This window comes from Pseudomonas sp. USTB-Z (assembly GCF_019691255.1).
In the GTDB taxonomy this organism is placed as follows: domain Bacteria; phylum Pseudomonadota; class Gammaproteobacteria; order Pseudomonadales; family Pseudomonadaceae; genus Aquipseudomonas; species Aquipseudomonas alloputida.
The window spans coordinates 64,787-81,202 of sequence record NZ_JAECZP010000018.1; the positions used below are offsets into that span (position 1 = coordinate 64,787).

The window sequence follows — 16,416 nt, forward strand, 5'->3', positions numbered from 1 at the left end:
ACACCTAGATGGGGATGCCCCGAAGGATTTCAAGCCTTTTCATTGATCGAGGGTTGCGCCGCGCTCGGCGCCTTGCTGACCACCACCATGGCGGGGCGCAGCAGGCGGCCGTTCAGCAGGTAGCCCTTCTGGAACACGTTCAGCACGCTGTTTGGCTCGACCTCGGCGTTTTCCTGCATGGCCATGGCCTGGTGGTGCTCAGGGTTGAACGGCTGGCCGTGCGGGTCGACAGCTTCAAGGTTGTAGCGCTTGAGGGTGTCCTGGAACATCTTCAGGGTCAGCTCGACCCCTTCGCGGATCTGCTTGACGTGCTCATCCTCGGCACTGGAGTGAGCCAGGGCCAGTTCCAGGCTGTCGATCACCGGCAGCAAGTCGCTGGAGAACTTCTCCAGGGCGAACTTGTGGGCTTTTTCCACATCCTGCTCGGCACGACGGCGTACGTTCTGCAGGTCGGCAACGGCGCGCAGCGCCTGGTCCTTGGCTGCGGCCAGCTGTTCCTCGAGCTCCAGAACACGGGTATCAGCTGCATTGCCTGCACCGGTTTCTTCCACGTTAAGGTCTTTCTCGTTCAGCTGCTCATCAGCCATGGGGTCTCTCCTGCGCAATTTTGTGGACTGCGAGCCAGGCTCGCCTTGGATGTCGGCTATATGGGGCCGGAAAAACCAGGTTCAAGGGGCAAGGTGGTTTTCGAGGCTGCAACAGAATCTGCGAAGGGGCATTGGCAGGCCTGAAAAAAGTACTGTATAAATAACCAGACCTGATTTCCGGGAGCCGCCCCCATGCTGGTGCACCTGTCCATTCACAACTACGCCATCGTCGAGCACCTCGACCTCGAGATCGCCCGTGGCATGTCCGTCATCACCGGCGAGACCGGTGCCGGCAAATCGATCATGCTCGACGCCCTCGGCCTTGCCCTGGGCGACCGTGCCGACAGCGGCGTGGTGCGCCCCGGCACCGACAAAGCGGACATCCTGGCCACCTTCGACCTGGTGGACATTCCCGAAGCGCACACCTGGCTGGCCGAGCGCGACCTGGACAACGAAGGCCTGTGCATCCTGCGCCGGGTGATCACCGCCGAAGGCCGCAGCCGCGGCTACATCAACGGCACGCCCTGCCCGCTCGGCGACCTCAAGGCGCTGGGCGAACTGCTGATCGATATCCACAGCCAGCACGAGCACCAGTCCCTGCTCAAGACCGACACCCACCGCCGCTTGCTTGACGAGTATGCCGGCGCCGTCGACCTGGCCCGCCAGGTACAGCTTGCAGCCAAGCGCTGGAACCAGACCCGCCTGGAGCTGGAGCGCCTGTCCAACTCGGGCGACGAGCAGCGCGCCCGCCACCAGCTGCTCAGTTACCAGTTGGAAGAACTGGACAACCTCGGCCTGGGCGAGCACGAACTGGAGCAGCTGGAACAGGAACACAAGAACCTGACCAGCGCCGAAGCCCTGTTCGGCATCTGCCGCCAGGTCATCGACCAGTGCAGCGAGAGTGATTCGGGCAATGTGCTGAGCGCCCTCACCTCCAGCCTCAACCGCCTGGGTGCCGCCACCAACTCGCCCAAGGCACTGAACGAAGCAGCCAACCTGATCGCCAGCGCGCAGATTCAGGTCGAGGAAGCCGTGGGCGAACTCAACCGCTTCCTCGACAATTTCGACGCCGACCCGATGCGTCTGCAAGCCCTGGAAGAGCGCCTGGACACCATCTACACCCTGGCGCGCAAACACCGGGTGCACCCCACCGAGCTGCCCCACCTGCAACAGCAACTGATGGAGGAGCTGGAAGGCCTTAACGCCAGTGACGAGTCGATCGAGCGGCTGGGCGAAGAGCTTGCCGCCTACGCCCAGCACTATAAAGAGAAGGCGCGCGAACTCAGCGGCCTGCGCCAGCAAGCAGCGCAGCAGCTGGCAGGCGCGGTGGAGCAGGAAATCCAGCGCCTGGGCATGCCTGGCGGGCGCTTCTGCATCGAACTGACAGCGAACGAAGGCGCCGAACTGTCACCCCATGGGCTGGAGCAGATCGAACTGCTGGTCAGTGCCAACCCTGGCCAGCCGCTCAAGGGCCTGGCGAAGGTGGCGTCGGGTGGCGAACTGTCGCGCATCAGCCTGGCGATCCAGGTCATTACCGCGCAGACCTCGCGCATTCCTACCCTGGTGTTCGACGAAGTCGACGTGGGTATTGGCGGGCCAACGGCAGAAATCGTCGGCCAACTGCTGCGGCGCCTGGGCGAGCGCGGCCAGGTACTGACCGTGACCCACCTGCCGCAGGTGGCGGCGCAGGGGCATCACCATTTGTTCGTGCACAAGGTGCGCAACAGCGACACCACCCACACCGCCGTGGCTAGCCTTGGCAAGCGTGAGCGCGTGGAAGAAGTGGCGCGGATGCTCGGCGGGATCGACCTGACCAAGGAGTCCCTGGCCCATGCACGCAAGATGGTAGTGAGCGGCAAGGCCTGAGCCTTGCTTTTCCAGGACGATTCGCGGGCACGCCCGCTCCCACAGGGTGATCACAGGATCTGAAACCTGAGGTGTACCTGTGGGAGCGGGCGCGCCCGCGAAGAGGCCGGCACGGACAACACATCTTTCAGCCCCAGAAAGCACAAAGGCGACCCGAAGGTCGCCTTTGCTATCCATAACGAAAAATCGTTACTTCTTCTTACGCACGTACAGGACCAAATTGTGGTCCACCAGCTCGAAGCCATGCTCGGCCACGATTTCGCGCTGGCGCTTCTCGATTTCGGCGTCCATGAATTCGATGACTTCACTGGTATCCACGTTCACCATGTGGTCGTGGTGACCGCCATCAGCCAGCTCGAACACTGCATGACCGCCGTCGAAGTTATGGCGAACCACCAGACCCGCCGCCTCGAACTGGGTCAGCACGCGATAGACGGTGGCCAGGCCTACATCCTCGCCAGCCTCCATCAGCGCCTTGTAGACATCCTCTGCACTCATGTGACGCTGCTCGGTAGAGTCGAGCATCTGAAGGATCTTGACTCGAGGCAGGGTCACCTTGAGGCCGGCTTTGCGCAATTCGCTATTTTCAACCATGGTCAGCTTTCTCGCCGATGCTGCTTCGCAGCTTCTCTTAATACGGGTATGATCGGGGTTTACGTTGTCCAGCCAAGATAGTGGAAGTCGCCCACCGATGCAAAACACCAAGCTCTTGCTAACCAGCCTCACCCTAGTGGGACTGCTCGCACTCGCCGGTTGCTCGTTTCCCGGGGTTTACAAAATCGACATCCAGCAGGGCAATGTCGTCACGCAAGACATGATAGACCAATTACGCCCGGGAATGACCCGACGGCAAGTAAGGTTTATCATGGGCAACCCGCTGATTCAGGACACTTTCAACACCAATCGTTGGGATTACCTGTACAGCCTGCAGCCTGGTGGCGGTAAGCGCCAGCAAGAACGCATGAGTGTATTTTTCAACGAAAGCGATCAACTGGTCAGCCTGTCTGGCGACTTCATGCCAGGCGTCAGCCGCGATCAGGAAATCCTCGGTGGCAGCAGCGACACCACCGTCAGCCCGGCCACCGAGCCAGGCCAGGCCGAACAGCCGGCAGCGCAACCTGTAGAAAAACCGGCCAAGCCTGGTTCGACCGAAGAGTCCATCCAGCGCGAGATCGACACCATCGAGACCACCCCGGTCCCGACCCCCGCACCGCTGGAAACCCGCTAAGCGGGAACAGCAGATGCAAAAAAGCCCGGACCTGGTCCGGGCTTTTTGTTTGCACCTTATCCGTCAGGCATTCAATTGCTTGGCACGCTGGCAGAACGCATCGACCAGCGTATTCGCCGCCTGATTGAATAGCGGGCCCAACGTGGCGCGCACAATCGGCCCGGCGTAATCGAAGGACAGGTCCAGGCTGATCTTGCAGGCTTTTTCACCCAGCGGCTTGAACACCCAAACACCATGCAGCTGGGTGAATGGCCCTTCTTCGAGGTTCATCTCGATGGACTGCCCCGGCACCAGCACGTTACGCGTCACGAAGTGCTGGCTCATGCCCCCCTTGGCCACTTCGAGCTTGGCACGCATGTGTGTATCGCTGGTTTCGATCACCGTCGAGGCCGAGCACCACGGCAAAAACTCAGGGTAGCTGGCCACATCGTTGACCAGATCGTAAAGCGCCTGGGCGGGGTATGGCAGCAGGGCGGAGCGTTGAATATGGGTAGTCATCCAGGCGTCACTTCCAAGGCTGGGTGGCGGCGCTTCGCAGCGTGCCGAAAACAGGTTCTGTGCGTATGACAGGGTTTGTATTGTCCGGTATTCATTCCAGTGGCTCAAGCACACCGAAATCCCATAGCGGACGACGCGCGGACTTGCCTATAATGCCGCCCCTATGGCTAAGCAAAAAAAACATCCGACCGGGACCATCGCGCAAAACAAGAAAGCGCGACACGATTACTTCATCGAACACAAGTTCGAGGCCGGGCTGGTCCTGTCCGGCTGGGAAGTAAAAAGCCTGCGAGCCGGCAAGGCGCACCTGACTGACAGCTACGTGCTGCTCAAGGACGGTGAGGCCTGGCTGTTCGGCAGCCACATCACCCCGCTGACCACGGCCAGCACCCACGTCATCGCCGACCCTACACGCACCCGCAAGCTGCTGCTGAACAAGCGCGAGCTCGAGCGCGTGGAAGCGGCTGTGGCGCAAAAAGGCTACACCTGTGTGGCTTTGGCGCTGTACTGGAGCAAGCACCTGATCAAGTGCGAAATCGCACTGGGCAAGGGCAAGAAGGAATTCGACAAGCGCGACACCATGCGCGAACGCGATTCCAACCGCGAGCTGCAGCGGGCTGTGCGGAACAAGGGCAAGGAAGAGTAACTACTCTTCAACCTGTTCCGGCCTCTTCGCGGGCAAGCCCGCTCCCACAGGAATGGCACCAGATTCAAGCCCGGCGCCTATCCTGTGGGAGCGGCCTCTTCGCGGGCACGCACGCCCCACAGGAATGGCACCAGATTCAAGCCCGGCGCCTATTCTGTGGGAGCGGGCTTGCCCGCGAAGAGGCCGGTACTGCCTTTAAAAGTCTCAGCGCCCGCTGCGCCGCTCTGCCCGCGCCACCCGCTGCGCTTCTTCGTGCGCCTCATGCAGCACCTCCTGCACATACAAAATGTGCCGGCTGGACACCTCTCGCGCATCCTCCGCCCTGCCCTCGACAATCGCCAGGTACAGTTCCCGGTGCTGACTGATCAGCATGTCCCGGGTTTCGGTGCGCTGCTGGTACATGCCGCCGATGTTGGTCACCACGTTACGCTTGAGCAGGTCGAACAAACCCCGGATGGTGTGCAGCAACACCGCGTTATGGCTGGCCTCGGCGATCGCCAGGTGGAAGCGCGCATCAGCCGCGCCCTCCTCCGCACGGGTCACCTCATCGACCCTGGCATAGCAGTCCTGCAGCGTATCGAAGGCCGCCTTCAACCGTGCCCGGTCCGGCTCGGTGGCACGCTGGGCAGCGTAATAGGCGCAGGACGCCTCCAGGGTATGGCGGAACTCGAGCAGATCACGCTGCGCTTCGGCACTGTGCTCGAGCAACTGCAGCAACGGGTCGCTGAAGGTGGACCCCAACGACTCCGCCACAAAATTGCCCCCGCCCTGACGGCTGACCAGCAGCCCCTTGGCCACCAGCTTCTGGATCGCCTCACGCAGTGACGGGCGGGACACACCAAACTGCTCGGCCAGGACGCGCTCGGCCGGCAGCCGCTGCCCCGAGGTCAGCGTGCCTTCCAGAATCATCCCTTCCAGCCGATCGACAATGTCGTCGGACAGGCGCCGTTGGCGTACCTGATCAAAAACCATCACATGCTCTCCACAAACCCCCGGCAAATTTCAGGGGGTGCCTATTCTCGCCGATCCAGGCCACGCAAACACCCATCAAGCCGCGATTTTCCGAGCACATCAGACGCCCGCTCATCGGCACGCGACCAAAGTTTTGCACGGGACAAATTGACACACCCACGGCAGCGCTTTTAACCTAGCGCCCAGCCATTGTAAATTGGTCTTACCAATTATCCAATGCCAGTGCCTGACCAACAACAATTAGGGGCCACCCCATATGCAAACCTGGCAACAACTCTATAGCCCGCTTGGTAGTCTTGGCCTGTCCGCACTGGCGGCGGTCATCCCTATCGTGTTCTTCTTCCTGGCCCTCGCCGTGTTCCGCCTCAAGGGCCACGTAGCGGGCAGCATCACCCTCGCGCTGTCGATCCTGGTGGCGATCTTCGCCTTCCAGATGCCTGTCGACATGGCCCTCGCCGCCGCGGGTTACGGCTTCCTCTATGGCCTCTGGCCAATTGCCTGGATCATCGTTGCCGCGGTGTTCCTGTACAAACTCACGGTCAAGAGCGGCCAGTTCGAAGTGATCCGCAGCTCGGTGCTGTCGATTACCGACGACCAGCGCCTGCAAGTGCTGCTGATCGGCTTCTGCTTCGGCGCCTTCCTCGAAGGTGCGGCGGGCTTTGGCGCACCGGTGGCCATCACTGCCGCACTGCTGGTGGGCCTGGGCTTCAACCCGCTGTACGCTGCCGGCCTGTGCCTGATCGCCAACACCGCGCCAGTGGCCTTCGGCGCCCTGGGTATCCCGATCATCGTGGCCGGCCAGGTCACCGGTATCGACGCCTTCCACATCGGCGCCATGACCGGCCGCCAGCTGCCGTTGCTGTCGCTGTTCGTGCCGTTCTGGCTGGTGTTCATGATGGACGGCCTGCGTGGCGTGAAGGAAACCTGGCCTGCCGCCCTGGTCGCAGGCCTGAGCTTTGCCGTCACCCAGTACTTCACCTCGAACTTCATCGGCCCGGAACTGCCAGACATCACCTCGGCACTGGCCAGCCTGATCTGCCTCACCCTGTTCCTGAAAGTCTGGCAGCCCAAGCGTGCGTTCAGCGAGGCCAAAGGCAGTGTCGGCGCAGCCGTGGTGCAGCCAAGCGGCAGCCAGCCTAGCCCGTACAGCTTTGGCGAGATTTTCAAGGCCTGGTCGCCGTTCCTGATCCTCACCGTGCTGGTCACCATCTGGACCCTGAAGCCGTTCAAGGCGGCTTTCGCTCCGGGCGGCGCGATGTACAACTTCGTGTTCAACTTCGCCATCCCGCACCTCGACCAGCTGGTGATCAAGACCGCACCGATCGTTGCCGCGCCGACCGCCATGCCGGCGGTGTTCAAGCTCGACCCGATCTCCGCCACCGGCACCGCGATCTTCCTCTCGGCGCTGATCTCAATGGCGGTGCTGAAGATCAACTTCAAAACTGGTCTTACCACTTTCAAAGAAACCTTCTGGGAACTGCGCTGGCCAATTCTGTCGATCGGCATGGTGTTGGCTTTTGCCTTCGTCACCAACTACTCGGGCATGTCCTCGACCATGGCCCTGGTGCTGGCCGGTACCGGCGCCGCGTTCCCGTTCTTCTCGCCGTTCCTCGGCTGGCTGGGCGTGTTCCTGACCGGCTCGGACACCTCGTCCAACGCCCTGTTCAGCTCGTTGCAGGCCACCACCGCGCACCAGATCGGGGTCAACGACACCCTGCTGGTGGCAGCCAACACCAGCGGCGGCGTAACCGGCAAGATGATCTCGCCGCAATCGATCGCCGTGGCCTGCGCCGCTACCGGCCTGGTCGGCAAGGAATCCGACCTGTTCCGCTTCACCGTCAAGCACAGCCTGTTCTTCGCCACCATCGTCGGCCTGATCACCTTGGTCCAGGCTTACTGGCTGACCGGCATGCTGGTTCATCACTAAAGTGAAAGGGGCCGGGCGCCGTCGCGCGCCCGGCACTCCCACAAGCAACGCAGCGAGAATCCATGATCATTTCTGCCTCTACCGACTATCGCGCCGCGGCCCAACGCAAGCTGCCCCCCTTCCTGTTCCACTACGCTGACGGCGGCGCCTACGCCGAGCACACCCTGCGCCACAACGTCTCGGACCTGGCCGGCATCGCCCTGCGCCAGCGCGTGCTGAACAACATGTCCGAGCTCAGCCTGGAAACCAAGCTGTTCGACGAAACCCTGAGCATGCCGGTGGCCCTGGCCCCGGTCGGCCTCACCGGCATGTACGCCCGCCGTGGCGAAGTGCAGGCCGCACGCGCGGCCGCCGCCCATGGCATCCCGTTCACCATGTCGACTGTGTCGGTGTGCCCGATCGAAGAAGTGGCGCCCGCCATCAACCGGCCAATGTGGTTCCAGCTGTATGTGCTCAAGGACCGCGGCTTCATGCGTAATGCCCTGGAGCGGGCCAAGGCTGCCGGCGTCAAGACCCTGGTGTTCACCGTGGACATGCCCGTACCCGGTGCCCGCTACCGCGACGCCCACTCTGGCATGAGCGGCAAGAACGGTCCGCTGCGTCGCGTGCTGCAAGCCATGACCCACCCCGAGTGGGCATGGGATGTGGGCGTGATGGGCCGCCCGCATGACCTGGGCAACATCTCCAAATACCGTGGCAACCCCACCGGCCTTGCCGACTACATCGGCTGGCTGGGCAACAACTTCGACCCGTCCATTTCCTGGAAAGACCTGGAGTGGATCCGCGAGTTCTGGGACGGCCCGATGATCATCAAAGGCATTCTCGATGCCGATGACGCCCGCGATGCGGTCAAGTTCGGTGCCGACGGTATCGTGGTGTCCAACCACGGCGGCCGCCAGCTCGACGGCGTGCTGTCCAGTGCCCGTGCCCTGCCGGCCATTGCCGACGCGGTCAAAGGCGACCTGAAGATTCTGGCCGACTCGGGCATTCGCAGTGGCCTGGACGTGGTGCGCATGATCGCCCTGGGTGCCGACACCGTCCTGATCGGCCGTGCCTTCCTCTACGCCCTTGCCGTGCATGGCCAGGCCGGCGTGAAAAACCTGCTTGAGCTGTTCGAAAAGGAAATGCGCGTGGCCATGGTGCTGACCGGTGCCAAGTCGATCAGCGAGATCACCCGCGACTCGCTGGTACGCGAACTGGGCGCCTGAACGCCTGCAAGAACCACCGCCTGAATGACCCGGGGCATGTAGCGCACAGACGCCACAGCCCCGCGAGGAGACTGCATGAGCCTGCCCGCCGCGTTCCTGCGTGATGCCGAGCGCCTGATCCCCGCCGAACGCCGCTTCGACGACCCCACGTCCACCCTGGCCTTCGGCACCGACGCCAGCTTCTACCGCTTGATCCCCAAGCTGGTGGTGCGCGTCGAGTCCGAGGACGAAGTGGTCGGCCTGATCAAACTGGCCCAGCGCGAGCGGGTGCCGGTCACCTTCCGCGCTGCCGGCACCAGCCTGTCTGGCCAGGCCATCAGCGACTCGGTGCTGATCGTGCTCGGCGATAACTGGAACGGCCGCGAAATCCGTCGCCAGGGCGAGCAGATTCGCCTGCAACCCGGCGTGATCGGCGCCCAGGCCAACGCCTGGCTGGCCCCCTTCGGGCGTAAGATTGGCCCCGACCCGGCCTCGATCAACGCCTGCAAGATCGGCGGCATCGTCGCCAACAACGCCAGTGGCATGTGCTGCGGCACCGCGCAGAACACCTACCACACCCTGGCGGGCCTGCGCCTGGTGCTGGCCGACGGCACCCGCCTGGACAGCGAAGACCCGGCCAGCGTCGCCGCCTTCGAAAGCAGCCACGCCGAGCTGCTGGAAGCACTGGCCCGCCTGGGCCGCGAAACCCGCGCCAACACAGCGCTGGCCGAACGCATCCGGCACAAATACCGGCTGAAGAACACCACCGGCCTGTCACTGAACGCACTGGTGGACTACGACCAGCCGCTGGACATCCTGCAGCACCTGCTGGTCGGCTCCGAGGGCACCCTGGGCTTCATCAGCGCCGTCACGTACGACACCGTGCCCGACCACCCGCACAAGGCCAGCGCCTTGCTGGTGTTCCCCAGCGTCGAAAGCTGCTGCCGCGCGGTACCCGTGCTCAAGCAGCAGCCGGTCTCGGCCGTGGAACTGCTCGACCGCCGCAGCCTGCGCTCGGTGCAGAACATGCCCGGCATGCCGCTGTGGGTAAAAGGCCTGTCGGACAATGCCTGCGCCCTGCTGATCGAATCCCGCGCCGCCAGCCAGAGCCTGCTGCACGAGCAACTGCAGCAGATCATGGCCTCGATCGCCGACTTCCCGCTGGAACAGCAAGTGGACTTCAGCGAAGACCCGGCCGTGTACAACCAGTTGTGGAAAATCCGCAAGGACACCTTCCCCGCCGTCGGTGCCGTGCGCCAGACCGGCACCACGGTCATCATCGAAGACGTGACCTTCCCCGTCGAGCAACTGGCCGAAGGCGTCAACCGCCTGATCCAGCTGTTCGACAAGCATCACTATGACGAAGCGATCATTTTCGGCCACGCGCTGGAAGGCAACCTGCACTTCGTCTTTACCCAGGGGTTCAACAGCGCCGAAGAAGTCGCCCGTTACCAGGCGTTCATGGACGACGTGGCGCAACTGGTGGCGGTGGAGTTTGGCGGCTCGCTGAAGGCCGAGCACGGTACAGGCCGCAACATGGCACCGTTCGTGGAGCTGGAATGGGGCCAAGACGCCTACCAGCTGATGTGGAAGCTCAAGCGCCTGCTCGACCCCAACGGCATCCTCAACCCCGACGTGGTGTTGAGCGAAGACCCGGATATCCACCTGAAAAACCTCAAGCCGCTGCCTGCCGCCGACGAAATCGTCGACAAGTGCATCGAGTGCGGCTTCTGCGAACCGGTGTGCCCGTCCAAGGGCCTGACCCTCAGCCCGCGCCAGCGCATCGTCATGTGGCGTGACATCCAGGCCAAGCAGCGCGCCGGCATCGATACCCGTGAACTGATGCAAAGCTACCAGTACCAGGGCATCGACACCTGCGCCGCTACCGGCCTGTGCGCCCAGCGCTGCCCGGTCGGCATCAACACCGGCGAGCTGGTGAAGAAACTGCGCAGCCAGGCCGCCGACCACGCTAAAACCGCCGACTGGCTGGCCGAGCATTTCCACACTGCCCTAAGCGGTGCGCGCCTGACCCTGACCGCCGCCAACACCGCACGCAAGCTGCTAGGCGCCCCGCGCCTGGGCCGCCTGAGCGCCTCGCTGAGCAAAGCCAGCAAAGGCCGCCTGCCCCAATGGACCCCGGCCATGCCGCAACCGTTGCGCCCCCTGGCCTTCGGCGCCACCAGCAACGACGCACGCCCCCGCGTGGTGTACCTGGCCGCCTGCGTTTCCCGGGTAATGGGCCCGGCCTATGCCGACCGCGAGCAAAGCTCGTTGCTGGACAAAACCCGCGCCCTGCTGGAAAAGGCCGGTTACCAGGTGGTGTTCCCCGACAACGCCGACAGCCTGTGCTGCGGCCAACCGTTCGCCTCCAAGGGCTACCCCGAGCAGGCCGAACACAAGCGCCAGGAGCTGATCACCGCCCTGCTGCACGCCAGCCGCGGCGGCCTCGACCCGATCTATTGCGACACCAGCCCCTGCACCCTGCGCCTGGTGCAGGACCTGAGCGACACCCGGCTGGACCTTTACGACCCGGTGCGCTTCATCCGCACCCACCTGCTTGACCGACTGGAGTTCACCCCCCAGGACGAACCAGTAGCTGTGCATGTGACCTGCAGCACCCAGCACCTGGGCGAAAGCCAGGCCTTGATCGACCTGGCGCGGCGCTGCAGCAAACAGGTGGTGATCCCGGAAGGCATCCATTGCTGCGGATTTGCCGGTGACAAAGGCTTTACCACTCCCGAGTTGAACGCCCACTCGCTGCGCAGCCTGAAGGACGCCGTGCAGTATTGCAGCGAAGGTATTTCCACAAGCCGCACCTGCGAGATAGGCCTGTCGAGCCACAGCGGCATCGACTACCACGGCCTGGTGTACCTGGTAGACCGCGTCACCCGGCCACGCAGTCTCTAACGCGTTGATATAGGTGGGGAGCGCTGCGTAGGAGCGGGTTTACCCGCGAAAGGGCCGGCCCTGCTGGCCAATCTCCACCCGCTGTCCACCGTCGCAGCCACCACCGCATTCGCGGGTAAACCCGCTCCTACGCAGATTGGTGGTGCCCACACATCGTTGGTTGTACACAGCCCCCCGTAGGAGCGGGTTTACCCGCGAAGAGGCCGGCCCTGCTGGCCAATCTCCACCCGCCGTCCACCGTCGCAGCCGCCACCGCATTCGCGGGTAAACCCGCTCCTACACCGATTGGTGGTGCCCACACATCAGTGGTTATACACAGCCCCCCGTAGGAGCGGGTTTACCCGCGAAGAGGCCGGCCCTGCTGGCCTATCTCTACCCGTCGTCCACCGTCGCAGCCACCACCGCATTCGCGGATAAACCCGCCCCTACACCGATTGGTGGTGCCCACACATCGGTGGTTATACACAGCCCCCCCGTAGGAGCGGGTTTACCCGCGAAGAGGCCGGCCCTGCTGGCCAATTTCTACTCGCCGTCCCCCGTCGCAGCCACCACCGCATTCGCGGGTAAACCCGCCCCTACACAGATTGATGATGGACACACATCGGTGGTTGTAAACAGCCCCCCCCGTAGGAGCGGGTTTACCCGCGAAAAGGCCGGCCCTGCTAGCCAATCCCTACCCATCATCCACCGTCGCAGCCACCACCGCATTCGTGGGTAAACCCGCCCCTACACCGATTGGTGATGCCCACACATCGGTGGCTGTACACAGCCCACCGTATCCGCGGGTTCACCCGCGAACACCTGCAACGCCGGTGCCATCCCCCACCTCAATATCGCCCCGCCACCATCCCGATTGAACCCCCGCCAATCCCCCGCAGTCCACCTTACAGGCCCACCTTCCAGAGGCCCCAGAGGAGACACCCATGAAAGGTACCGCACTTTCGGCCCTGTTCGCGGCCGCCACCCTGCTGGCTTCGCCGGTGTTCGCCGCCGATGACCTCTGCGCCGCCAACCTGCAAAAGATCGACGACAGCATGGCCACCGCCGGCGCCACTTCCGAAGGCCTGGACAAAGCCATCACCGAGCACGTCGACAAAGCCAAGGCCGCCCAGGCCTCGGGCGACACCAAGGAATGCATTGCCATTACCAGCAAAGTGCTGGAGCGCCTGGAAAAAACCGAGAAAGGCAGCGGCAGTAGCAGCGGCGGCGCGTGAGCCCAAAAGCGGGCGACTGGACCGGCTGTCGACGTCGCCCGCGCAATGGCGTATACTCCATCCCACGCGCCGTAAGGTGCGTTAGCCAAGAGCTAGTGCGGGGCCGATTAGGATTCGACGCCGGTAGCGAAACTCTAGGTGCATGCCGAGTTGGTAACAGAACTCGTAAATCCACTGTTGCAACTTCTATAGTTGCCAATGACGAAACCTACGGCGAGGAATCCTACGCTCTCGCAGCGTAAGTGACCTTTGCTTCTGGTAGCTTCGGCTCCAGCAATCACTAGGGGATGCCTGTAAACCCGAAATGATTGTCATACAGAACAGGATCGTCGCGTAGCACGTTGTGGGCGAAGTGACTAAAACTTACACAACTCATCCAAAGCACCCTGCCCGTCGGGCGGCTGCGGATTAAATCAGTAGACACGGCTAAGCATGTAGTACCGACAGCGGAGTACTGGCGGACGGGGGTTCAAATCCCCCCGGCTCCACCAAATCCAAAGAAGAAGACGCCCTCGGGCGTCTTTTTTTGTGCCTGGCATTTGCGCGCTGCGGGTCGAAAAAATCGGATTTAACCCCTTTCTTGTAGGGCGTTTCCCAAAGATACTGCCTGCGCCTGTTTTCCGTTGCGGTCATTTTTTCAGGGTTTTAGTCTCGGTGGGTCGTTGCTCATCAACGACCGGCTTTGACAGGCCGCAACGATACACAGCGCGCATAACCGTTCATGGCGGTTGTGCATGGGGCACGCTTGCGTGCGCCGGTTTCTGTGTTCGCCGGTCTGTCAACCCATGCACAGCTGCCACCATTCCGTTTGACAGCGGGTTGGCGGTGGCCCCTATCGAGAACACAGTAAAATGCTAAAGATCGTTCCTGACCCGCCTCACCACCTCCACTCCCTGGAAGACACGATCATGATGGCCTCGGACTACGCGCTCTGTGCAGAAGCCGTAGCCCAGCAGGCAATACTGATGCAGCCCAAGTCACCCGCGTCGGTTTTGATCATGGCCTCGATGCACGAGCTTGAAACCCTGCGGCGGCTACTCGAATCCGCGCTGACGCAAATACAGCAAACAGCCAACCCGCAACCGATGCATTGATTCGCATACCGAGCGGAGAAACTGTGGAAGCCCGGCTTACCGGCGCATCAGCACAACCAGGGAGATTGAACAATGACAACCGAAGACACCCATTGCACAGTGGGTAAAACCATCTTCTTTCAAGGCGAGAACCAGACCCACCCACTGTTCCGCATCGAAGCCGGCATTCCTTGCCAAAACGCCCGCGAACAGGCCTCGGAACTGATGGGCTACGCAAGGGACCTGACCATCGACGGGCTGATGGAAGACAAGCCCAAACTCATCTGGGCGGCGCATTACCTCTGTGCTTTGGGCAAAGCGCTATTGGATGATGCAGAACTCGGCATGATGCGTTGAATCACGCACCGCGATGTTTAAAGGGGTCAGCGTCAGCTGCTTGGCCCCTGTTACGCCACACGATCAACGCCGAGGGATGCGGTCTTTCTCAGCAACCGTCGCATTGATGCGCCGCGCTGGCAACGGGAAACGCCTAGGGCTTGGTAAAGAAAGCACGTAGCTTGGTTCCTCAAACATCGAATTAGCCAGCACAGTGAGGCAACCCGGTATTACTACGGACTGACGATCCGGCTCCTTGCTCGACGTCTAAAGAAGTCATGGGCTTTCAATCCATGAAAGAGAATCGATCCCCAAAATTGGCACCGAAAGCAATCAACCCAGACAGACACCTTGCCCATAGGCAGATGCGCACCAGAAACTGATCTCAATTGGGCAAAAGCGGAGCCGGTTGGTTATGCATGCACTATTAGGATGAACCGAAAGCGATAAATTGATAGCTTCCTACCCTCTGATGGAAATCCTCTGACCTGGACGAAAATTGGTCACGATTTCCGCATCTGGAACGCAGATTGCGTAAGACTGGGAGCTTCTTAGTGGAAATCACGTTAGGCCAAATTTGCAGCTTGCAGCCCAAGTATTCGTCATCCAACACACCCGACATGCAAGAGCGGGGGCATCTCATTCGGTCAGTACTTGCGGGAGAGTTACGCAGCCGTTTACCAGCTCTGCGGAAGGCATTCGATAGCGTTTTCGATGATCTTGCTGTTGAAGGCTCGGATGGTATCGGGCGAAAGACGGAAGCTCCGTGGGTGCGCGTCTTCTCGAAGGCAATGTCCCCTACCCCTAGAGAAGGTTTCTATCTGGTAGTTCACTTTGCAGCAAACGGCTCCGCTGTTTTTATTACCGTAGGGTGTGGAAGCACTATCTGGCGCGGAGGTGATCTCCGGCCGGTATCTGATGATGAACTTAAGACACGTACTTCATGGGCTAGACTTATCGTTCAGCAGAAATGGAAGTCGCTCATCCCTTTTGATGACAAAATTTCTCTGGGTGCAAAAGCGCCACTTCCGCGAACATTTGAGAAAGCCACGGGATTCGCCAAGCGCATTGCCGCCTCAGAATTAACTACTACCGATCTTGACCTACTATTATTCAAAGCTGCGGAACGTCTAAACGAAATTTATCTTGCTCAAATTGAACAACGAGATTTATCCCCTGGCGACCAAAGCGCCGAGGAAATTTCTGTAATCGCCAAGCCATTAAGAAACAGAGCAGGGAAGCAAGGCCGAGGACTGACAGCAAAGGAGCGGCAGGTAATTGAGCGGCATGCTATGGCACTGGCGATACAACACCTGTTAGTAAATGGATATGAATCTCAAGACACTTCAGCAACTGAGTCATTTGACATATTAGCCAAGAAAGCTGGCGAGGAGCTTTTGGTCGAGGTTAAAGGTACGACCAGTGACTTCTGCGATTCGGTGCTAATGACAAAAAATGAAGTAAGCCTCCATCGAACGCATAAGGGATCAACCGGCCTAATTATCGTCTCGAAAATTAGACTTTCTCGTAATAACGGAGAACCAACAGCTACTGGCGGCGAGATTGAGGCTCTACTCTGCTGGGATATCGATGAGTGGACTTCTGACCCAATAGCTTTTCAGGTATCACGAAAGACCAAATGCTCAATCGCCCGAAATTAAACTCGAAGACCCAGGTAACCATTCACCACCTTAACAGAGCAAGGCTGATGTTTTACTCCGTAAATAAATATAAGTGCTTATCTTAAAGGATTATCATAAACAGCGGCTTCGAGGACAACCCCAAAGCCACGGCTTTCATCGGGATCTCATCTGACTAGACAGGGACACAAGGAGAAGTCATTTGAGTAAAAAGTAGCGTAGGAAGCCATTTGGCAAAAGGGACATCAATTAATCGACATCAAATCAAAGTTAAAACCCACTTCACCTTATAAAAAGCTGGATAGGTTCTACTGCGATTTGCTCACGTTGTGAAA

The 16,416-nt window shown here is 60.9% G+C and carries 14 protein-coding genes, 1 other RNA gene and 1 pseudogene; 12 read left to right on the forward strand and 4 right to left on the reverse strand.

Annotated features, from left to right (window positions below; translation table 11 throughout):
• Positions 1-29: 29 nt before the first annotated feature.
• Positions 30-587 (reverse strand): nucleotide exchange factor GrpE, encoded by a 558-nt coding sequence (gene grpE / locus I8746_RS19780; protein WP_012053755.1) that lies wholly within the window; start codon positions 585-587, stop codon positions 30-32.
• Between the two features lie 192 nt (positions 588-779).
• Here grpE and recN point away from each other — a divergent pair, with 192 nt between their 5' ends.
• Positions 780-2,453, forward strand: a complete 1,674-nt coding sequence (gene recN, locus I8746_RS19785) for a DNA repair protein RecN (protein WP_004575778.1) — start codon at positions 780-782, stop codon at positions 2,451-2,453.
• 189 nt (positions 2,454-2,642) lie between these two features.
• Here the strand turns inward: recN and fur are convergent, their stop codons facing one another.
• A complete protein-coding gene (gene fur, locus I8746_RS19790; RefSeq protein ID WP_003249922.1) occupies positions 2,643-3,047 on the reverse strand; it encodes a ferric iron uptake transcriptional regulator in 405 nt (134 codons plus the stop codon).
• Between the two features lie 97 nt (positions 3,048-3,144).
• Here fur and I8746_RS19795 point away from each other — a divergent pair, with 97 nt between their 5' ends.
• A complete protein-coding gene (locus I8746_RS19795) occupies positions 3,145-3,681 on the forward strand; it encodes an outer membrane protein assembly factor BamE (protein WP_003249918.1) in 537 nt (178 codons plus the stop codon).
• A gap of 63 nt (positions 3,682-3,744) precedes the next feature.
• On the opposite strand, the gene I8746_RS19800 is transcribed toward I8746_RS19795, so the two are convergent.
• The gene (locus I8746_RS19800) at positions 3,745-4,179 is read right to left on the reverse strand and encodes a type II toxin-antitoxin system RatA family toxin (RefSeq protein ID WP_003249916.1); all 435 of its coding nucleotides are present in this window, start codon (positions 4,177-4,179) and stop codon (positions 3,745-3,747) included.
• Positions 4,180-4,342: 163 nt separating this feature from the next.
• Here I8746_RS19800 and smpB point away from each other — a divergent pair, with 163 nt between their 5' ends.
• Entirely contained in the window at positions 4,343-4,825 is a 483-nt protein-coding gene (gene smpB / locus I8746_RS19805) for an SsrA-binding protein SmpB (protein ID WP_003249914.1), read from the forward strand.
• 204 nt (positions 4,826-5,029) lie between these two features.
• Here smpB and I8746_RS19810 read toward each other — a convergent pair whose 3' ends face one another.
• The gene (locus I8746_RS19810) at positions 5,030-5,797 is read right to left on the reverse strand and encodes an FCD domain-containing protein (protein ID WP_003249911.1); all 768 of its coding nucleotides are present in this window, start codon (positions 5,795-5,797) and stop codon (positions 5,030-5,032) included.
• Between the two features lie 256 nt (positions 5,798-6,053).
• Between I8746_RS19810 and I8746_RS19815 the strand changes: the two genes are divergently transcribed.
• From I8746_RS19815 to I8746_RS19850, 9 genes and pseudogenes are all read left to right on the forward strand, one after another.
• Complete coding sequence (locus tag I8746_RS19815; RefSeq protein ID WP_010955372.1) at positions 6,054-7,724, forward strand: lactate permease LctP family transporter; 1,671 nt, start codon at positions 6,054-6,056, stop codon at positions 7,722-7,724.
• Between the two features lie 62 nt (positions 7,725-7,786).
• Positions 7,787-8,932, forward strand: a complete 1,146-nt coding sequence (gene lldD, locus I8746_RS19820; RefSeq protein WP_003249907.1) for an FMN-dependent L-lactate dehydrogenase LldD — start codon at positions 7,787-7,789, stop codon at positions 8,930-8,932.
• Between the two features lie 75 nt (positions 8,933-9,007).
• Complete coding sequence (locus tag I8746_RS19825; protein ID WP_221100959.1) at positions 9,008-11,818, forward strand: FAD-binding and (Fe-S)-binding domain-containing protein; 2,811 nt, start codon at positions 9,008-9,010, stop codon at positions 11,816-11,818.
• 923 nt (positions 11,819-12,741) lie between these two features.
• Entirely contained in the window at positions 12,742-13,032 is a 291-nt protein-coding gene (locus tag I8746_RS19830) for a hypothetical protein (RefSeq protein WP_004576166.1), read from the forward strand.
• Positions 13,033-13,131: 99 nt separating this feature from the next.
• Positions 13,132-13,523, forward strand: a transfer-messenger RNA (tmRNA) gene (gene ssrA / locus I8746_RS19835).
• 360 nt (positions 13,524-13,883) lie between these two features.
• On the forward strand, positions 13,884-14,126 hold the full coding sequence (locus tag I8746_RS19840) for a hypothetical protein (protein WP_003249899.1): 243 nt from the start codon (positions 13,884-13,886) through the stop codon (positions 14,124-14,126).
• 72 nt (positions 14,127-14,198) lie between these two features.
• Positions 14,199-14,462 carry a DUF3077 domain-containing protein gene (locus tag I8746_RS19845; protein ID WP_221100960.1) on the forward strand — a complete coding sequence of 88 codons (264 nt, stop codon included), beginning with the start codon at positions 14,199-14,201 and terminating at the stop codon, positions 14,460-14,462.
• Positions 14,463-14,498: 36 nt separating this feature from the next.
• Positions 14,499-14,738, forward strand: a pseudogene (locus I8746_RS27645) (hypothetical protein).
• A 257-nt stretch (positions 14,739-14,995) separates the two neighbouring features.
• Positions 14,996-16,102 carry an MrcB family domain-containing protein gene (locus I8746_RS19850; RefSeq protein ID WP_221100961.1) on the forward strand — a complete coding sequence of 369 codons (1,107 nt, stop codon included), beginning with the start codon at positions 14,996-14,998 and terminating at the stop codon, positions 16,100-16,102.
• Positions 16,103-16,416: the final 314 nt, after the last annotated feature.